Source organism: Aliiroseovarius sp. PTFE2010 (assembly GCF_049943335.1).
Lineage (GTDB): Bacteria > Pseudomonadota > Alphaproteobacteria > Rhodobacterales > Rhodobacteraceae > JBNFVY01.
On sequence record NZ_JBNFVY010000009.1, the window covers coordinates 36,404 to 55,950 of the forward strand.

Below are 19,547 nucleotides of genomic sequence, written 5' to 3' on the forward strand. Positions count from 1 at the left end.
GTTTCGGTGTGTTTGGCCTGCTTATTGCTCGGCAGGCTCGGTTTTGGAAACCACGTTGGCCAATGTGCCCTTGATCACGCGCACTTTGACGCCATCGGCGATTTCGACTTCGATTTCGTTGTCGTCGCGCACTTTGGCGACCTTGCCGACGATCCCGCCCTGAGTCACGACCTGATCCCCGCGCCGCACTGCCTGCACCATGGCCTGGTGATCCTTGGCCTTTTTCTGCTGCGGACGGATCAGCAGGAAATACATGATCGCAAAGATCAAAATCAGCGGCAGCATCTGGGCGATGACACCTCCCGAGGCGCCTCCGGCGGCCTGGGCGTAAGCGGGCGTAACAAGCATCAGCGAATCCTTCCTGAAGTCAGGGCGCACCGAACGGTGGCCCGAATTGGCGCGCACCCTATATCTGGCCCCCATTGTTGGCAAGCAAGGGGCTGCGCACATTTTTCGCCCCCGTTCAGCTGCGCACATTTTTCGCCCCCGTTCACGGGAATTTCGGTTGGCCGGGCCCGGGCTTCGGGGCAAAGTCGCCGCAATGACCAAGCGATCCACACTATTCGCCCATTTCGCCCATTTCGCTCTGTGCCTTGCGCTGTTCGTTGTGGCCCCGGCCCCGGCCCGCGCCAACGATCCGAGCCCCCTGACCGACCGCCAGCATCAGGACTGGCGCGCCATAGGGCGGCTGAACTGGGCCGGCGGGCGAAACCGCGGCATGTGCACCGGCACGCTGATCGCGCCGGACGTGGTTCTGACGGCGGCCCACTGCCTGTACAAGAGCACCCCGAACGGCGCCCGGCTGGCCGAACCGGGGGATCTGATTTTCGCCGCCGGCTGGCTGCGCGGCAAACCTGTGGCCCATTCCGCCGCGGCCAGGACCTGGGTGCACCCGGGTTATCAGCAAAGCCAGAACCACATGATGCAGATCGGCTATGACCTTGGCCTGATCCGCTTGCAAACACCACTGGACCCGGCACTTGTCACGCCGTTGCCGGTGGCCACCGCGCCCGCGCCTGACCGCCCGCTGGCGCTGATCGGGTACCGCGGGGATCGCCCGCACATGCTGTCGGCCAGTTTCCGCTGCAACCTTCTGGGCGAAGACCTGCGTCTGATGGCTCTGGATTGCCCGGTGGTCGGTGGCAATTCGGGGGGGCCGATTCTCAGCCAGATTGACGGGGTTTGGCACGTGGTAGGCGTGGTGTCGTCGCGATCAAACCGGACCGGGCGCAAGCAACAACTCAGGTCGCTGGCCGCCCGCCCGGACGAACCATTCCTGAACAGTGTCCTCAACAACTGAAACCGGGGCTTCAAAAGCGCTGCGTTTTGCGGCATATGGCGCGGGCAAGTTCACCGCACGGGGCCCGACATGCACGACATCAAAGTGATCCGCGACAATCCAGACGCCTTCGACGCTGCCATGGCACGGCGGGGCCTGTCGGGCATTTCGGCTGAAGTGCTGGCGATCGACGCTGCGCGGCGTGCCAAGATCCAGGCAGCCGAAGACGCCCAGGCCGAACAGAACCGCGCGTCCAAGGAAGTCGGCGCGGCCAAGGCCCGCGGGGACGAAGACGAATTCCAGCGCCTGCGCGCCCTGGTCGGCGAAAAGAAGGCCGAGGTCGCGCGCCTGAACGACGAAGCCAAGGCCGAGGATGAACGCCTGCGCCTGCGCATGTTGGAACTGCCCAATACCCTTTATGATGATGTGCCGGACGGCGACGACGAAAACGACAACCTCGAGATCCACCGTTGGGGCACGCCGCCCAGCTTTGATTTCACCCCAAAAGAGCACTTTGAACTGCCCGCGGTCCAGGACGGGCTGGATTTCGAAACCGCAGCCAAACTTTCGGGCAGCCGCTTTGTCTTGATGTCTGGCGGTGTGGCGCGTCTGCACCGCGCGCTGGCGCAGTTCATGCTGGACACCCATGTGGATCAACACGGCCTGACCGAAGCGATCACCCCGGTTCTGGTGCGCGACGAAATGATGTACGGCACGGGCCAATTGCCCAAATTCGGCGAAGACAGCTATCAGACCCGCGAAGGAATGTGGCTGATCCCCACGTCCGAAGTTACGCTGACCAACATCGTCAACGGCGCGACGCTCGCCGAAAGCGACCTGCCGCGCCGCTATTGTGCGCACACCCTTTGTTTCCGCTCGGAAGCGGGCAGTGCCGGGCGCGACACGGCCGGGATGCTGCGTCAGCACCAGTTCGAAAAGGTGGAAATGGTTTCGGTCGTTCACCCCGACGACAGCGATAGCGAACACCAGGCGATGACCACGCGCGCGCAGGCGATCCTTGAGGCGCTTGGTCTGCCCTATCGCACGGTCAAACTGTGTGCCGGCGACATGGGCGCCACAATGAAACGCACGCATGATATCGAAGTGTGGCTGCCCGGTCAGAACACTTACCGCGAAATCTCGTCGATTTCGACCGCTGGCGATTGGCAGGCGCGACGGATGAACGCACGCTTCAAGCCCGCCGCTGGCGGCAAGCCGGAATTCGTGCACACGCTGAACGGGTCGGGCGTGGCCGTGGGCCGCTGTCTGATCGCAGTGCTGGAAAACGGCCAGAACCAGGACGGATCGGTCACCCTGCCAGAGGTGCTGGCACCGTATCTGGGCGCCAAAAAGACCCTGTCCGCCGACGGCACCCTGCGTTAGGTCAAAAAACCTGTTGAATTTGCCTGAATGGCTCGGAACCAAATCGGCCAGCAGGTATTGATCAGGTATGCAACGCATGAAAGCCATACTGCTGTTTGTTGCCGCGCTCAGTTTCGCGGCGGCGCCATTCATGACGACGGGGTTCGACGGATTCGACCCCACGCGTTATCCGATCCCGCAATATGACCCCCCGGTTCAGCCCGCCGGGTATGCATTTTCGATCTGGGGGATCATCTACGTCTGGCTTGTGATCCACGCTGGGTTCAGCCTGTTCAAACGGGATGTCGATCGCGATTGGGACGCACCGCGCTGGTGGCTGTTCGCGTCGCTGACTGTGGGAACCAGTTGGTTGTCGGTGGCCACGTTTTCACCGTTTTGGGCCACGGTTTTGATTTGGTTCATGTTGATCACAGCGCTTGTGGCCCTGTTTCGCGCGCCCGTGCGCGATCCGTGGCTTGGGGCCGCGCCCCTGGCGCTTTATGCCGGGTGGCTCAGCGCGGCCAGTTTGGTTTCTGTCGGCATGTTGGGTGCCGGGTACGGCGTGCTATTTGGACAGATCGGTTGGGCATATGCGTCGATCGTCGCTGCCAGCACCATCGCGATCTGCGTGCAACTGGCGCTTGGTCGCGCACCGCTCTACGGGGCTGGTGTGGTCTGGGGGCTGATCGCAATCGCTGTGCAGAACGGCGCCGAGCAGATCAGCGTGACGGTCATTGCCCTGTTGGGCGCAGCGTTGGTTGCAGCCGCCGCCCTAGGTACTGCGCGGCGCCCTAAGGGCGCGTCAACGCCCAACTCCAGCACCACCCAGCCCAAGTAGTCGACCAACCTGGTCGGCCAACACAAAAACAGGCTTTGACCGCTTCCCAAGCGCTGCACGACCGGCCCGGGGCAAGCGTATCGCGCCTGCCGCTGATGCTGGCCCGCAAGTTCTGGGCTGAACCCACGGGGCCGGAACGCTGCATCGATCCGCATCACCTCGGGCCCACGTCCGCTGACTGCGCGACAAATTTGCGGCCAACGTTTCGTCTAATGACGTTTGCGGCGTCGTCACCAGACAGCATTGACTTGGCTCATGTGAACAATTTCAAAACCATGCAATGATTGTTTCAGAAACGCGTTCAGTTTCGAGGAGAAAACAATGTCACTGAAACTCATTTCGATAGCTCTTTTAACAACCAGCCTTGCCGCACCTGCATCGGCTTCGCTGATAGAAACCTACCACTATTCCATTGGCGGATGGGACGGCACTGCCTCGCGGGTTGTGGGCTTTTTCTCGGGAACCGATCTCAATGGCGACGGGTTCCTGACGATTGACGCCCCGGACCCGGCCTCAACCGCGTCCGAGGTGGACTACCTGTCGATCGGATTCCCGGGCAGCGCAGACTTCCCTGCCCTGTCGCTGTCTTCAGATCTGCAATTCGGTGTCGGATACCAGTTTTTCCCGGATTTCGGGGATTACGCACTTTCTTTCAGTTACGAATTGGGAACCTCTGATGGGTTTTCGATGGATTTCACGACCTTTGGCATGACCGAGATTTCCGTCGGGATTTTCTCGACGGGTGGCGTGATGAGCTGGATCGATTATTCCGGATTGCCCGATGTGCCGGACACGATCTACAGGCTTTCGGCCGCGGGGGTGCCAAGCGTCAGCAAGGTTCCGCTGCCAGCCAGCTTGGCCCTGGGTGGGCTGGGGCTTGGGGCATTGGGGGCGCTGCGCTTGCGCAAGTCTTGACGCAAAGGGCCGCGCTTGCCGGGTTATTCCGCCGCGATCCGGCCCTTGGCCGCTAAAATCTGTCGCAAGTAGCGTCCGGTGTGCGACCCTTCGACCATCGCCACGTCTTCCGGCGTGCCGGTGGCGACCACTCGGCCGCCACCATCGCCCCCTTCGGGGCCAATATCGATGATGTGATCGGCCGTCTTGATCACATCCAGATTGTGTTCGATCACGATGACCGAATTGCCCTGATCGACCAACTCGTGCAGCACTTCGAGCAGTTTGCGCACGTCTTCGAAATGCAGGCCCGTGGTCGGTTCATCGAGGATATAGAGCGTGCGTCCTGTCGAACGTTTCGAAAGCTCTTTGGACAGTTTTACGCGCTGCGCCTCGCCGCCGGACAGGGTGGTCGCCTGTTGGCCGACCTTGATATACCCCAGCCCAACCCGCATCAGCGCATCCATCTTTTCGCGAATGCTGGGGACGGCTTCGAAAAAGCTCTGCGCATCTTCAACCGTCATATCAAGAACGTCGGCTATGCTTTTGCCTTTAAACTTAATTTCCAGCGTTTCGCGGTTGTAGCGCTGGCCTTTGCAAGTTTCGCATTCGACGTAGACATCGGGCAGAAAGTGCATTTCGATCTTGATGACGCCGTCGCCCTGGCACGCCTCGCAGCGCCCGCCCTTGACGTTGAAGCTGAAGCGCCCCGGCTTGTAGCCACGGGCCTTTGCCTCGGGCAGGCCGGCAAACCAGTCACGGATTGGGGTGAAGGCACCGGTATAGGTGGCCGGATTGCTGCGCGGGGTGCGCCCGATGGCGCGCTGATCGATGTCGATCACCTTGTCCAGATGTTCCAGCCCCTTGATCGTCTCGCAAGGCGCAGGTGTCTGGCGCGCGCCATTGAGGCGCATGCTGGCGGTCTTGAACAGGGTTTCGATCGTCAGGGTCGACTTGCCGCCACCTGACACCCCGGACACAACGACAAATTCACCCAAGGGGAATTCCACCGTCACATCCTTGAGGTTGTTGCCAGAAGCCTTTACAACCGTTACCTTTTTTTCGTTTCCGGTGCGATGGGTTTCGGGCACCGGAATCTCGCGCGTGCCGGTCAGGTATTGCCCGGTGATCGAAGCGCTGTCGGCCGCGATATCGGCCGGGGTGCCCTGGGCCACCACCTGCCCGCCATGCACGCCAGCGCCCGGCCCGATGTCGAACACATAGTCCGCTTCGCGGATAGCTTCTTCGTCATGTTCCACCACGATCACCGTATTGCCCTGATCGCGCAGGTTCTTCAGCGTGCCGATCAGCCGGTCATTGTCACGCTGGTGCAGCCCGATGGATGGCTCGTCGAGCACATAGAGCACGCCGGTCAGACCGCTGCCAATCTGACTGGCCAGCCGGATGCGTTGGCTTTCGCCGCCCGAAAGCGTGCCGGCCGCACGGCTGAGCGTCAGATAGTCCAGCCCGACATTGACAAGGAAACCAAGACGTTCGCGGATTTCCTTGAGGATGGCACGGGCGATTTCTTTCTTTTGCTTGGACAGATATTCAGGCGCTTGTTCGACCCAGTCCAAGGCCTCTTTGATCGACATTTCGACCAGTTGGCCAATGTGCAACCGATCTTCGGGCGCGCCATCTTCGGGGCCGATCTTGACCGCCAACGCCTCGTCGCGCAGCCGGTAGCCACCGCAATGACCGCAGGGCCGGTTGTTCTGATAGCGCTCAAATTCCTCTCGCACCCAGTTGCTGTCGGTCTCGCGGTAGCGCCGCTCCATGTTGGGAATGACCCCTTCAAAGGCCCGTGTCACTTCATAGACCCGCCCGCCATCATCGTAGCGGAATTTGATTTCTTCGTTGCCCGAGCCATAGAGAAACATCTGCTGGACTTTTTCCGGCAGGTCTTTCCATGGCTTGTTCGACTTGAAACCATAGTGCTTGGCCAGTGCTTCGATGGTTTGCAGGAAATAGGGCGACTTGCCCTTGCGCCACGGTGCGATGGCCCCGTCTGACACTTTCAGCGCCGCGTCAGGCACGACCAGCCGCTCGTCAAAGAACAGCTCGACCCCCAGACCGTCGCAATGCGAACAAGCCCCGTTGGGCGCGTTAAAGGAAAACAGGCGCGGCTCAATTTCCGGGATGGTGAAACCAGACACGGGACAGGCGAAATTTTCGCTGAACGTGATGCGTTCGGGGTCGCCGTCTTTCGGGGCGGTTTCCAAAATGGCGATGCCGTCGGCCAGATCCAGCGCGGTGCGCATGCTGTCGGCCAACCGGGTTTCCAACCCCTCGCGAACCACGATCCGGTCGACAACCACATCGATGTTGTGACGGTATTTCTTGTCCAGAACCGGCGGCTCTTCCAATTCGTAGAACTCGCCATTGACCTTGACGCGCTGGAAGCCCTGTTTGCGGAGTTCCAGAAATTCCTTGCGGTATTCGCCCTTGCGGTCACGCACGATGGGGGCCAGCAGATAGCCGCGTGTGCCTTCTTCCAGCGCCATGACGATATCCACCATGTCCTGCACCTGCTGGGCCTCGATCGGCGCGCCGGTGGCAGGGCTATAGGGGGTGCCGGCGCGGGCAAAGAGCAGGCGCAGGTAGTCATAGATTTCCGTGACGGTGCCAACGGTCGAGCGCGGGTTTTTCGATGTTGTCTTTTGTTCGATCGAAATCGCAGGGCTGAGACCGCTGATATGATCGACGTCCGGCTTGCCCATCATGTCCAGGAACTGGCGCGCATAGGCGCTGAGCGATTCCACGTAGCGCCGCTGTCCTTCGGCATATATGGTGTCGAACGCCAGCGATGATTTGCCCGAGCCAGACAGACCGGTGATCACCACAAGCTGATCGCGGGGAATATCGACATCGATCCCCTTCAGATTGTGTTCGCGTGCGCCGCGCACTTCGATGTTCTTCAACTCGGCCATATGATACTGCCCCTGTTAACGGTCTAGAAATAGGCGAAGCGGGACGAGTCTCCAATAGAAAAATGAGAACTTAACATGAACATTTGACATTGAGACAAATTTTCTGCACCTGCGAAAGGGTTTACCGGATTACCCCTTGTCACATTCATTTCCCCGCATACATTGTGCGCAAACGCAGGTCGTCCCACGCATGTCATCCCACAGAGTCCTACGGAGCCATCGATGCTGAACTTTCTGAACCCGCGCGCCGGTCACGGCGTGATGCACATGGCGGCCCAAGAGGCTATTGACGCCGCCGGCCGGGATGAAATCGTCCTGATCGACGTGCGCGATGGCAATGAACTGGCGGCGACCGGCAAAGCCAAGGGCGCGATCCACCTGCCCCTGATGTCGCTGCGTATGAAAGCAGATCCGCGCAGCCCCGAATGCGCCCCCGAACTGAAATCGAGCAAACCGCTGGTGCTTTATTGTGCAACTGGCGCGCGCAGCCATTCGGCGGGCGTCATGCTGCGCCAGTTCGGATACGAAGACGTGCGCAATATGGGCGGTATCCGCGATTGGGCCATGGCTGGCGGTGAATTGGAGCGCTGAGACGCCCACCCGCTTGGCCTTTAGCGCAGGCCGCATGCCAAGGGCGCCAATTCGGCGCCCTTTTCGGTTGCCCGCCCGGGTGCAAAATCAGATGTGCAGCGCCCTGCCGTAAGCGGCCAGCACGCTTTCGTGCATCATCTCGCTCAGCGTGGGGTGCGGGAAGACGGTGTTCATTAGCTCTTCTTCGGTGGTTTCCAATTGGCGGCCCACAACATACCCTTGGATCAGCTCGGTCACTTCCGCGCCGACCATATGTGCGCCCAAGAGTTCGCCCGTCTTGGCGTCGAACACGGTTTTGACCAGTCCTTCGGGTTCGCCCAGAGCGACGGCCTTGCCATTTCCGATGAACGGGAACTTGCCGACCTTGACGTCGAACCCGGCCTCTTTTGCCTTGGCTTCGGTCATGCCGACGCTGGCAACCTGCGGCTGGCAATAGGTGCAGCCCGCGATTGACCCCGGTTTGATCGGGTGCGGATGGCCGCCCGCGATCAGCTCGGCCACCATCACGCCTTCGTGGCTGGCCTTGTGCGCCAGCCAGGGGGCACCGGCGATGTCACCGATGGCGAACAGCCCTTCGATCCCGGTGCGGCAGAATTCATCCGTGACAACGTGGGTCCGGTCCAATTTGACGCCCAGATCTTCCAGCCCCAGACCTTCGACATTACCAACGATGCCGACAGCCGAAATCACCGTGTCGAATTCTTGCGTGGTGGTTTTGCCGCCCGCCTCGAGATGCGCCGTGACCTTGCCTTTGGCGCGATCCAGCTTGGTCACGGTGGTTTTTTCGAGGATTTTCATCCCCTGTTTTTCAAACTGTTTCTTCGCAAAGGCGCTGATTTCGGCGTCTTCTACGGGCAGCACGCGGTCCATCACCTCGACCACGGTCGTGTCGGCGCCCAGCGTGTTGTAGAAACTGGCGAATTCGATGCCGATGGCGCCCGAGCCGATCACCAACAGCTTTTTCGGCATCCGCTTGGGCGTCAGCGCATGGCGATAGGTCCAGACCAAGTCGCCGTCCGCCTCGAGCCCCGGCAATTCGCGCGCCCGCGCGCCGGTGGCCAGAATGATGTGCTTGGCTGTCAGCTCTTGGGTGCCCTTGTCGGTTTTCACCGACACCTTGCCCTTGGCCGGGATCGTGGCTTCGCCCATGATCACCTCGGCCTTGTTCTTTTTCAGAAGGTGCTTCACGCCGCCTTCCATCTGTTTGGCCACCCCGCGTGAGCGTTTGACGACCGCACCCAGATCATAGTCCGGCTTGGCCGCTTTCAACCCGAAGTCAGCGGCGCGTTCGATCAGATGGAACACTTCCGAGGATCGCAACAACGCCTTTGTCGGGATACAGCCCCAGTTCAAACAGATGCCGCCCAGGTTTTCGCGTTCAACCACGCAGACCTTCAGGCCCAACTGTCCGGCCCGGATCGCAGCCACATAGCCGCCGGGACCTGCCCCGATGACAACGACGTCAAATTGCTTGGCAGCCATGCCTGCTCCTCCCGTGTTCAAGGTAGTTTGACGTTAAACTATCTTTGAAACGCAAGCAATCGGGCAAGCGATGCCCAGGCGCAAACCCCGCGATGTCCGCGATGCATGACTGTAGCGCGCGTCAGGCGCTCACCTGCTGCAGGACGTTCTCGTAACCGCCTTCGTCCAGAAACCGGCGTTCTTCGGCCGTCGTCGGGCGGCCAAGCGCGTCGTTGCGAAAAGGGAACCGGCCGAACTGGCGGATCACTTCGCGGTGGGCGCGGGCGTGGCGCAAGTTTTCCTCGCCCATGTCAGCCAGGCGTTCGTACACCAAACGCACGCAACGGTCCTGATCGGTCAGATTTTCCGAATGCATCAGGGGCAGGTAAAAGAACTGGCGCGCCGGGGCGTCAATTTTCAGATCCCAGCCTTTGGCAATGGCGGCCTTGGCAGCGGTGCGCGCGATCCCGTCAGCGGCAAAGGCCTTGCTTTGCCCGCGGAACATGTTGCGCGGAAACTGATCGAGCAAAATGACATAGGCCAGCGCCCCGGACGCATAGGTCAGCCACAGCGAATAGGCCCCGTCGCTGGCCTGCTCATAGGCCGCGCCGAAACGGTCGCGAATTTCGGCGTCCAGACTGTCGGGCGGGTTGTACCAGCCTTCCGGCCCGACCTCGTCCAGCCAAAAGGACAGAATTTCTGCCGAATCTGCCATCGCCGCGCTCCCTTTTTCCGCCTTTTCTGTGCCCGCTGAAAAATCGTTGCAAAAGCGACAGATAAAAACAAGCGCGCTGAGGGAATTTGACTGTTTTGACCTTGCGCCCTGCGGTCACTGTTGCGCGGGGGACGCGCCTTGGTCGTCTGTGTCTGTTTCGGCCTGGTCGATGGCCCATTCCTGCGCCACTTCCATCGCCACGGGCGTGGCCGACGGCAAGATCGGCGCATAGCTGGCAGTATCTTCGACGGCCACCGATGGGCGCTGCGCCATTCGCCATGCCGCATAACCGGCCACGGCAAACATGAACCCTGCAATCACCACCCAGAACCCGCTCGGCCCGACCACCCCCATGAGCCAGCCGCTGATCAACGGGCCCAGGATGGCCCCCACGCCGTTCAGGAACAGCATCCCCGCCGAGGCCGAGGCCATATCGTCCGTCTCAAGGTGATCGTTGGCATGGGCCACGATCAGCGAATAGAGCGGGTTGGCCGCCCCCCCGGTCAGTGCCGCCGCCCCAAGGATGATGACATAAGTGTTGGCCATGATCGCCCCGAACAGCGCCGCCGCCCCGCCCAACACGGCCACCACCATGATCAAGACGCGCCGGTCCATCCGGTCGGAAATCCAACCGATCGGGAATTGCAGCGCCAGCGCACCTGCGTAGATCGCCGCCACCAGCGCCGAAATCTGCCCCACGCTCAGACCTGCCATCGCGCCGTAGACCGCCGCCATTCCGAACTGGGTCGAAAAAACGCCCCCCATCAGAAAGATGCTGACGCAGCCCAATGGCGAAATCGCATACAGCTCGCGCAGGGTCATCCGTTTGGTGGTCTCGAACGGCGGGGTCGGACTGACCGACAAAAGGATCGGCGCGAATGAAATCGACACCAGCACCGACGGGACAATGAACAAGATGAACCCTGACGGCTCGCCTATGGCCACGATGCCTTGGGCCGCAATAATCCCAAGCGTCTGCACGATCATATAAAGAGACAGCGCCTTGCCGCGGGTTTCATTTGTCGCCGAATTGTTCAGCCAGCTTTCCGCCGTCACGTAGATCCCCGAAAAGCAAAAGCCGACGATCACGCGGAAGAGAACCCACGCCCAGGGCTGCACCACAGTGGGAAACAGGATCAAGGCGGCCGACACGAAAGACGCCAGCGCGGCGAAGACACGGACATGGCCCACGCGGCGGATCATTTCCGGCGTCAGGCGTGATCCGCCGAGAAACCCGACAAAATACGCCGACATGATCACTGACATCTGGCCGGTCGAGAACCCTTCAAGCGCACCGCGCACACCAAGCACAGTGCCTTGCAGGCCATTGCCGACCATCAGCAGCAGCAGTCCGAGCAAAAGTGCCCATGATGTGGCGAGGACCTGAATCATGCGCCGACCCTGTGGCCAACAACGTCGCGCGTCAAACCGGTTTTTCCGATCCCGGGATCAAAAGAGACGCATCGCCATAGGAAAAGAAACGATACTGCTGCGCGATGGCATGGGCATAGATCTGTTTGATCCGGTCATGGCCCATCAGGGCCGACACCAACATCATCAGCGTCGATTTGGGCAGGTGAAAATTCGTCATCAACGCATCGGCCACACGGAATTCGAACCCCGGGCGAATGAAAATGTCGGTTTCGCCGACCCACGGCGCCACCCCGCCCGCGCCCGCGGCGCTTTCTATCAGGCGCAGCGCGGTGGTGCCCACCGGGATAATGCGCCCACCGGCCGCCTTGGTGGCATTGATCTGGGCGGCGGCGTCTTCGCTGACCTCGCCCCATTCCGCGTGCATTTTGTGTTCGTCCGGATTGTCGGTCTTGACCGGCAAAAAAGTGCCAGCCCCGACATGCAAGGTCACATGGGTTGTCGCTACGCCCATTGCCGCCAAGTCGCCTAGCAGCGCGCTGTCAAAGTGCAGCGACGCAGTCGGGGCGGCCACCGCGCCCGGGCGCCGGGCCCAAACGGTCTGATAATCGTCGCGATCCTGCGCATCCGCCGGGCGCTTGGCCGCGATATAGGGCGGCAGCGGCATCTGCCCGGCCGCATCCAGCGCCGCATCGAACGCCGCGCCCGTCATGTTGAATCGCAAGATCGCTTCACCCTCTTCGCGGCGTACCATCGTGGCGGCCAGCCCGCCTTCGAACGTGACGATTTCGCCGTCAGCCAGCTTGCGCAGGGGCTTGACCAACGCGCGCCATTCCGCACCCCCGGGCATTGGATCAATCAGCGTCACTTCGATCCGGGCACTGACCTGACCCTGGGCGCTGTCGCGGGTCCGGGTGCCGAACAGGCGCGCAGGCAATACCCGCGTGTCGTTCAGCACCAATCGATCGCCAGGGGACAGGAATTGCCCCAGGTCGTGAACCTGCGCATCGGTCATCTTGTCCGGTGTGGCAACCAGAAGGCGCGCCGCGCTGCGCGGGCGCGCGGGCCGGGTCGCGATCAGGTCCTCGGGCAGATCGAAATCGAAATCGGAAAGCTTCATCTCACTCGCTCGGCAATTTTGGCGGTGCGCGCCGGAAGATGTCGCGGATACCGCCCGGAGTGAGAATGGACAAGGGGTTGACCGTGGTGCGCGGGGTCTCTGCCGGCCCCTGCATGCGAAAACTGAAGCCAAACAGCCCCTCGCGGTTGCGCGAAATGACCTGTCCGATGGCGTTCAGGAAATAGACGGGCGATAGCACCCCGCGCATGTCCACTTCATGGGCTTTCAGGTCATAGTATCCGTCCAGCGACACCCCCAGCGACGGGCCGATCGCCGAAGATTTCGTCAACGTCACCTTGTCCGGGTCAAGGCGGAAGCGGGCCTCGACGTCCGTGAAGCGAATGCCCGGACCCGACAGTTGCTCGAGCAGGCCAACGATAGACAGGGCAGACAGCACTTCGGCCACGGGCGAAGCGCCAACGATCTTGGTATCCTTGATCGACAGACGGCCATCGTAGACCCGCGGCGCAATCGGGGTCAGTGTCAGGTCCAGCGCCCCGCCGCGCGCACTGCGAAACACCCCCGCGTCCCGCATCACGTCGCCCCCTTGCTTGCTGCGGATCCGCACAACAGGGCCCGCGCGGGATGGCGCCAGGGCGCCGGAAATAGCCGCCCCGCCGTTCACGCGCGCCGTAAAATCGCCGTTGAAACCGCCTTTCTGCGAAAACTTCCCCTGGAAATTGCGCAGCGTGATCCCGTCGGAAACGATCACGCGGTCGAGCACGGCCGTGATCGGACCGCTCATGGTGGCGCCGCTTTCGCTGCCCGGTCCGCTTCCCAGTCCGCTGCTCAGTCCGCTACCAGGCACACGGCGCAGGTCCAGCCGCCCCCCGGTCAGTTCGATCTGGGGCGGCGCGCCGCGCCCCTGCCCGATCAGCCCGACCGGCGCCTCTAACCACGTGCCCAGTTTGACACGGTCGAACCGGGCTTCGGCCAGACCGCCATCGGCACCGATCAACACCCGCCCGCCGGTGGCCGAAAGCCCCGCCGCCGTCAGCTCCAGCGTCGAAATGTCGGGCCGTTCACCCAGCTGCCCCGCCACCGTCAGCGAACCGGTGGCAGCGCGCGGTTTGTTCCAACCCAGGGCCGACAGGCGCAACCCGAGCGCATTCAGATCAGATTTGAGTTCAAAGTCCGGCGCTGCGTCGGGGCGCAGCGTCAATGTGAACTGGCCGCGACCTTCGCCATCGACCGACCCCTTGGGCAGGTCAATTCCGAACTCATCCAGTAACGCCTGGTTCAAACGCGCAACGCCCGTCACGGTTGACCCTTGCGCGCCGGGGCCAAGCTGGCGGAGCCAGCTGCCTTCGCCCGCCGCCTGGCCAATCCGCGCCGCGCCGGCAATTTCAACCGCCTCGGGCGATGCGGTCAGGTGCAAAAGATCCGAAGAAAACTGGCGCGGCGCAACCAGCTGATCAGAGGTGGCATCTTCGATGGTTCCCGCAACCTCGTACGCGACCTCGCTCAGCGGCAGACCCTTGCGCACCGGCAGGGAAATCTGCGCCCGCATGCGCGCGGTCCCTTGCACGGCCCCAGGGGTCAGATCTCCGGATTGCAGAATATTGAATGGCGGCAAATCCAGGATCGCCAGCGAGGCTTGCGCGCTGGCATTGGTGAGCAGGTCGATCTGCATCCGGGCCGGTCGCTGGGTGATATCGGCGATACGCAAAACGCTTCCCGCGACATCGATATCGCCCCCTTCCGGGGCCGACACCACGCCTTGTTCAACCACAAGGGTAAAGGCGTTGTTTTCGATGCTGCCATAGCCAGCGCCCCCAGTGACCGGTGGCAAGGTCTTGAGAAAGCGCACCTGCGCATCGGCCATGTTCCAGCCCAGATCCACACGCGGCGCGGCGCCGGGCGCGACGCGGATCGCGGCCGTCGCGGTACTCATCGTTCCGGCCTGCACGTTGTCGGCCACCCACGCGCGGGTCTTGGCCAGTGTTTGCTTGGGCCACATGTTCAGAACCGTCTTCAGATCGGCGCGCTGCGATGTCAGATCGGCGGCCAATGTCCACCCGTCCGGCCCGGCTGCGACATGACCCCGGCCATGGACCGTCGCTTCGTCGCGACGCAGCATCAACTGTCCCACCTCGATCGAAAACGGATCGAGCCGCAAGCGCAGATCAACCGCACCGCTGTCTGCCGTCACAGCGTCGGCCGCGACCAGGCCCGGTTCGGCCCGGATGTCGGCCAGAACAAACTGCCCAACGAAAGCGCGCGGCCATCCATCGGAAAATTCGCGCAGAAACGCGTGCCCATGCGCGCGAATACGCGCGGCTTCGGTCCGTGCGGACAATTCGGAAAATTCGAGCCGTTCATTAACCGGGTCATAGGTGAAATAGGCGCGCCCGGCCTCGAACCCGACCCCGGCCAGATCTGGCGTCGGTTGCAACGCCCCCTTGCCGATTTCCAGCGTCCCGGTAAAGGCGCCGAGGTTGCCGTCGCTGTCGGTCCTGCCACGCAGTGCGCCGGAAATCGGGGCATCCAGCACCGACAGGAACGCCAGGGCAGGCGTTTGCAGGGCAATATCGGCGGCCGCGGCATTCTGGAACCGCGCACCGAATGTCACTTCCGGCCCACCCTTGGTCTTGGTGAAGTTGATCTGTGTGGTCGCCAGTTCCTCGGTGCCGTTAAAGACCTCGAAACTGGTCGACAATTCGATCTTGTCGGCATCGTGGGTCAAGGTCATCCGCCCGCCCGTCACCTGCCACAGGCGCCGGGTCCGTGCATCTTCCAGCGTGATGGTCAGATCGCTGACGGTGACGCCGCGAACCGACGCCAGCGGCGGGCGCGAAAAGCCCGTGTCGATTTCGTTCAGCGCAGTGACGATTGTGCCGGTCGTGGGGCCTCGCCCGCCGCCGAATGACAGGTCAAATTGCCCGTCCGCACGGCGCCGGATGGTCACTTGTGCGCCCGACAAGCGCAGCGTCTCAGGGGCCAGGCGCCGGTCCCACAATGCGGCCACGGACAGCTCTGCCCCTGCATCATTCAGGGCCGCAACCATCGCCCCCCCGGCATCGAAGACCAGCACATCGCGCAAATGGATGCGCGGCACACCGCTGTCGTCGACCATGACATCGATCTGCCCCAGCCGAACGGATCCGGCCTCTTGTATTGATGTATTGATCCGCGTCTGAACCCGGTCCGTCACCCAATCGGGGGCCACGATGGCCCGGCCCTGCAAGAACAGTGACAGCCCCACCAAAAGCAGCACAAGAGCGGCCAACACGCCGAAAATTCCGATGATCACCTTGCGCCAAATTCGGCGGGGCGGCTGGGGGGCGGTGTCCGGTGGTTTGGGCGGCAAGGGCGGCAACCCCGCATGCGGGGTCCCAAGGCCGTTGGCCCCGGTGTCTTGCTGGCCACTTTCTGACGACATGCCCGACCGTTCGTTTGATCTTTATTTCGGATGGTTTTGCCCTAAAACAGGGGCTGACACCAGAGCCAGAAGGATCCCTTGCCATGACAAACGCGCTCTTGCCCGAAGGCAGCGACGCCCCAGCTTTCGAACTGCCCCGTGACGGCGGCGGCGCGGTCAGCCTGTCGTCCCTGTCGGGGCAATACGTCGTGCTCTATTTCTATCCGCGCGACGACACGCCCGGCTGCACCACGCAAGCGCTGGATTTCACGTCACGCGCCGATGCGTTTGCTGCGCTCAATGCCGTGGTTCTTGGCGTGTCGAAGGACAGCGTGCAAAAGCACGAAAAATTCGCCGCAAAACACGGGCTGACCGTCGCCCTATTGTCGGATCACGACAGTGATACGTGCGAAACCTATGGCGTCTTCGGGGAAAAGAAGATGTACGGAAAGACCTTTATGGGGATCACGCGCACGACCTATCTGATTGGCCCTGATGGAAAAATCCTGCGTGTCTGGCCCAAGGTCAAGGTCGAGGGTCACGCCGAGGACGTCCTGTCAGCCATCCGCGAGCATTGCGCATGAGCCGGACCCTGACCCAAATGGCCTGCGAAGTTCTGACCACTGCAGGCGGGCGCGAAAAGGCGGCGCTCAGCCGGCGTCACGCTGCCGACTGGTTCGCCGCGCGCGCCAGCGATACGCCGATCGCAATCGGAACGGCGAACCCGCCGCTGCGCCCCGCCCGGCCCGACAAGCCCGAACTGTTGGACCCGCGTGATGTACCGCGCCGCAAACCAGGCAGCCCCGAGGGCAGGCAAGCGATTTTGCACGCAGTTGCCCATATCGAACTGAATGCGGTCGACCTGCATTGGGATATCATCGCCCGGTTTGGTCATGTCCCGATGCCACTGGGATTTTACGACGACTGGGTCAAGGCCGCCGATGAAGAGTCAAAACATTTCAATCTTGTATCGGACGCTCTTGAAGCGAACGGATCGTATTACGGTGCGTTGGCAGCGCACGCCGGCATGTGGCGCGCGGCCGAAGACACGATCGACGATCTGATGGGCCGGCTGGCCGTGGTGCCGATGGTGCTGGAAGCGCGCGGGTTGGATGTCACCCCCGGGATGATCAAGATCTTCCAGAACGCCAAAGACGCCCAAACCGTTGACGCGCTGAAAGTCATCTACGGCGAAGAGGTCGGGCATGTGGCCTATGGCAGCAAGTGGTTCCACTTTTTGTGCGGGCGCGACAATCTGGATCCCAAGGATGTCTTTCACGCCTTGGTGCGAAAGTATTTCCACGGCGCGCTCAAGCCGCCTTTCAACGATGAAAAACGGGCCGAAGCGGGGCTGCCGCCGGATTTCTACTGGCCGCTGGCGGACGCGGCGCACTAGGCCTGCGACACCCAAAAACGATCCAAAAATCGCGCGGCGCAGGCCCTATTGCCGCCACAGTGTTGCTGATGGCGCCGATGCGGGCCTTTTCAGTCGGCAAGAATTCGCCAGTTTTCGGGTCGATCCATCCCACACATGCGTTTCAGGGGCAAAATCGTTGCCACCTGGGGCCCGGGCAGTTATCCACATCAGGAACATGCTCGGGTGTGGGGGTCCTCAGTCAAAAATGACGAGTTGACCGAGCGAAGGCAGAATTGGGACGACAGGATGAATCAGGTAGCTCACAAGCTCAACCGACTTCTCGAACGCAGGTTTCCAGAACGCCGGGTTTTCCTCCGATCTGACACCGACACCCGCTTTATCCACTTGACGCCTTCGGCGCAGTTCGTCGGCTTTTCTGGATCGGCATTGCTGGTCGGCTGGGCCATCGTCGCAACTGCGATCATTGCCATGGATGCCGTCGGCAGTGGCAGCATCCGCGAACAGGCCGCCCGCGAACAGGCCCTTTATGAAACACGGATCAACGCGTTGGCGGGCGAACGCGACACCCGCGCCAACGAAGCTTTTCAGGCCCAGGAACGGTTCGCCGCCGCGCTCAAACAGGTTTCACAGATGCAGACTGCGCTGCTGAAATCCGAAGAACGGCGCCGCGAACTTGAGCGTGGCATCGAAGTGGTTCACGCCACGCTGTCGGAAAGCATGTCGCACCGCGCCGCGTTGGAAACCCAGGTGGCCACGCTTGAAGGGGAAATCGCAGGCGCCGCCGATACCACCAACCGGATGGCGTCTCTCGACACTTACACCACGCTGGACGTGTTGACCGAAGCGTTGACCACCACCGCCGCCGAGCGCGACATGTTGGCCCTGGCCGCGCAAGAGGCAGAAAAGATCGCCGAAAATCTTGATCTGGAACGTCGCCTGCTGGAAGAAAAGAACGACCGCATTTTCAGCCAGCTTGAAGACGCCGTCGCAGTGTCGATGGAGCCGCTGGACAAGATGTTCAGAAACGCCGGCCTGCAGCCCGATCATATTCTGGACACGGTCCGCCGTGGGTATTCAGGTCAGGGTGGCCCGCTGACGCCGATCACATTTTCCACCAAGGGTCGCGAACCCGACTCCGACAGCCTGCGCGCCAATGGCATCCTGAACCAGATGGATCGCCTGAATGTCTACCGCATCGCCGCGCAGAAAGTTCCGTTCGGCATGCCGCTGAAATCCAGTTTCCGTTACACCTCGGGGTTTGGTCCACGCTGGGGGCGGATGCATGAAGGCACCGATTTCGCCGCCGCCTACGGCACCCCCATCTACGCAACCGCTGACGGCGTGGTCATCAAGGCCGGTTGGAGTTCGGGATACGGACGTCTGGTGAAGATCCAGCATGAGTTCGGGATCGAAACCCGCTATGCGCATCAGGCAAAAATCCTGGTGAAAGAGGGACAAAGGGTCTCGCGCGGGCAGCAAATCGGTGCTATGGGGAATTCCGGCCGTTCGACAGGCACGCACTTGCACTATGAAGTGCGCGTCGGTGGCAAGGCCGTGAATCCGATGACCTATATCAAGGCAGCCAAAGATGTTTTCTAAGAGTAGGATCAACGAGCCCGGTCCGAAGGCCGATGAAACCGCCAAGGACAGCGGCGCACACTCCGCTGGCAAGACACCGAAAAGCGAGAGCAGCGTTCCGATGAGCACCGCCCCCAAGACCAAGGCGCCCGCGTCGGTGCTATCGACGGACCTGACGGTGGTCGGGAACCTCAAATCCACCGGCGATATTCAGATCGAAGGCACCGTCGAAGGCGACATTCGTGCCCATCTGCTGACGGTCGGCGAAACCGCAACCGTGCGCGGTGAAGTCGTGGCCGACGATGTCGTGGTGAACGGGCGCGTAATCGGCCGGGTGCGTGGCCTCAAGGTGCGCCTGACGTCGACCGCCCGCGTCGAAGGCGATATCATTCACAAGACCATCGCGATTGAAAGCGGTGCGCATTTCGAAGGTTCGGTTCAGCGGCAAGAAGACCCGCTGGCCCAAGGGGCAAAAGGCGGGGCGCAGCCCCCGAAGCCGTCCGAGCCACCAAAGGCCTGAGCTGAATGAAGTAAACGACGAGGCGGGTGTTTCAGCCCGCCTTTTTCTTTGCCTGAACGGGATTGATGTGCTGCTGATCATTCTTCGTATCGCCGCGGTCAGTTTGGTCATCATGGCGCTTATCGCGATCGGACTGATCCTGTCGCAAC

At 61.7% G+C, this 19,547-nt stretch carries 16 protein-coding genes; 9 read left to right on the forward strand and 7 right to left on the reverse strand.

Annotated elements, in window-relative coordinates; genetic code table 11:
- Positions 1-21 precede the first annotated feature (21 nt).
- Positions 22-348 carry a preprotein translocase subunit YajC gene (yajC, locus tag ACP2AV_RS12230; protein WP_426373024.1) on the reverse strand — a complete coding sequence of 109 codons (327 nt, stop codon included), beginning with the start codon at positions 346-348 and terminating at the stop codon, positions 22-24.
- Positions 349-541: 193 nt separating this feature from the next.
- Between yajC and ACP2AV_RS12235 the strand changes: the two genes are divergently transcribed.
- The 4 genes from ACP2AV_RS12235 to ACP2AV_RS12250 all read left to right on the forward strand — a co-directional run bounded on the left by ACP2AV_RS12235 (position 542) and on the right by ACP2AV_RS12250 (position 4,394).
- A complete protein-coding gene (locus ACP2AV_RS12235; protein WP_426373025.1) occupies positions 542-1,300 on the forward strand; it encodes a trypsin-like serine peptidase in 759 nt (252 codons plus the stop codon).
- A gap of 69 nt (positions 1,301-1,369) precedes the next feature.
- Positions 1,370-2,662, forward strand: coding sequence for a serine--tRNA ligase (gene serS, locus ACP2AV_RS12240; RefSeq protein ID WP_426373026.1), 1,293 nt, complete (start codon positions 1,370-1,372; stop codon positions 2,660-2,662).
- A 76-nt stretch (positions 2,663-2,738) separates the two neighbouring features.
- Complete coding sequence (locus tag ACP2AV_RS12245; protein ID WP_426373027.1) at positions 2,739-3,479, forward strand: hypothetical protein; 741 nt, start codon at positions 2,739-2,741, stop codon at positions 3,477-3,479.
- A gap of 321 nt (positions 3,480-3,800) precedes the next feature.
- Positions 3,801-4,394 carry a hypothetical protein gene (locus tag ACP2AV_RS12250; RefSeq protein ID WP_426373028.1) on the forward strand — a complete coding sequence of 198 codons (594 nt, stop codon included), beginning with the start codon at positions 3,801-3,803 and terminating at the stop codon, positions 4,392-4,394.
- Positions 4,395-4,417: 23 nt separating this feature from the next.
- Here ACP2AV_RS12250 and uvrA read toward each other — a convergent pair whose 3' ends face one another.
- The gene (uvrA, locus tag ACP2AV_RS12255; protein ID WP_426373029.1) at positions 4,418-7,303 is read right to left on the reverse strand and encodes an excinuclease ABC subunit UvrA; all 2,886 of its coding nucleotides are present in this window, start codon (positions 7,301-7,303) and stop codon (positions 4,418-4,420) included.
- 222 nt (positions 7,304-7,525) lie between these two features.
- Here uvrA and ACP2AV_RS12260 point away from each other — a divergent pair, with 222 nt between their 5' ends.
- Positions 7,526-7,894, forward strand: coding sequence for a rhodanese-like domain-containing protein (locus ACP2AV_RS12260; RefSeq protein WP_426373030.1), 369 nt, complete (start codon positions 7,526-7,528; stop codon positions 7,892-7,894).
- An 87-nt stretch (positions 7,895-7,981) separates the two neighbouring features.
- Here ACP2AV_RS12260 and lpdA read toward each other — a convergent pair whose 3' ends face one another.
- From lpdA to ACP2AV_RS12285, 5 genes are all read right to left on the reverse strand, one after another.
- Positions 7,982-9,376 carry a dihydrolipoyl dehydrogenase gene (gene lpdA, locus ACP2AV_RS12265; protein ID WP_426373032.1) on the reverse strand — a complete coding sequence of 465 codons (1,395 nt, stop codon included), beginning with the start codon at positions 9,374-9,376 and terminating at the stop codon, positions 7,982-7,984.
- 121 nt (positions 9,377-9,497) lie between these two features.
- Positions 9,498-10,070: a DUF924 family protein gene (locus ACP2AV_RS12270; RefSeq protein WP_426373033.1), complete on the reverse strand. Its 573-nt coding sequence runs from the start codon at positions 10,068-10,070 to the stop codon at positions 9,498-9,500.
- 114 nt (positions 10,071-10,184) lie between these two features.
- Positions 10,185-11,462: an MFS transporter gene (locus ACP2AV_RS12275; protein WP_426373035.1), complete on the reverse strand. Its 1,278-nt coding sequence runs from the start codon at positions 11,460-11,462 to the stop codon at positions 10,185-10,187.
- 31 nt (positions 11,463-11,493) lie between these two features.
- Positions 11,494-12,561, reverse strand: coding sequence for a tRNA preQ1(34) S-adenosylmethionine ribosyltransferase-isomerase QueA (gene queA, locus ACP2AV_RS12280; RefSeq protein WP_426373036.1), 1,068 nt, complete (start codon positions 12,559-12,561; stop codon positions 11,494-11,496).
- 1 nt (position 12,562) lies between these two features.
- The gene (locus ACP2AV_RS12285; protein WP_426373037.1) at positions 12,563-15,943 is read right to left on the reverse strand and encodes an AsmA-like C-terminal region-containing protein; all 3,381 of its coding nucleotides are present in this window, start codon (positions 15,941-15,943) and stop codon (positions 12,563-12,565) included.
- A gap of 83 nt (positions 15,944-16,026) precedes the next feature.
- Here ACP2AV_RS12285 and bcp point away from each other — a divergent pair, with 83 nt between their 5' ends.
- The 4 genes from bcp (at position 16,027) to ACP2AV_RS12305 (ending at position 19,398) form a co-directional block, all read left to right on the forward strand.
- The gene (gene bcp / locus ACP2AV_RS12290; RefSeq protein WP_426373038.1) at positions 16,027-16,506 is read left to right on the forward strand and encodes a thioredoxin-dependent thiol peroxidase; all 480 of its coding nucleotides are present in this window, start codon (positions 16,027-16,029) and stop codon (positions 16,504-16,506) included.
- The gene (locus ACP2AV_RS12295; RefSeq protein ID WP_426373040.1) at positions 16,503-17,318 is read left to right on the forward strand and encodes a ferritin-like domain-containing protein; all 816 of its coding nucleotides are present in this window, start codon (positions 16,503-16,505) and stop codon (positions 17,316-17,318) included. Before bcp ends, ACP2AV_RS12295 begins: the two co-directional genes overlap by 4 nt.
- A 267-nt stretch (positions 17,319-17,585) precedes the next feature.
- A complete protein-coding gene (locus tag ACP2AV_RS12300) occupies positions 17,586-18,899 on the forward strand; it encodes a DUF5930 domain-containing protein (RefSeq protein ID WP_426373041.1) in 1,314 nt (437 codons plus the stop codon).
- Positions 18,889-19,398, forward strand: a complete 510-nt coding sequence (locus tag ACP2AV_RS12305) for a bactofilin family protein (RefSeq protein ID WP_426373042.1) — start codon at positions 18,889-18,891, stop codon at positions 19,396-19,398. Before ACP2AV_RS12300 ends, ACP2AV_RS12305 begins: the two co-directional genes overlap by 11 nt.
- The last annotated feature ends 149 nt before the right edge of the window (positions 19,399-19,547 follow it).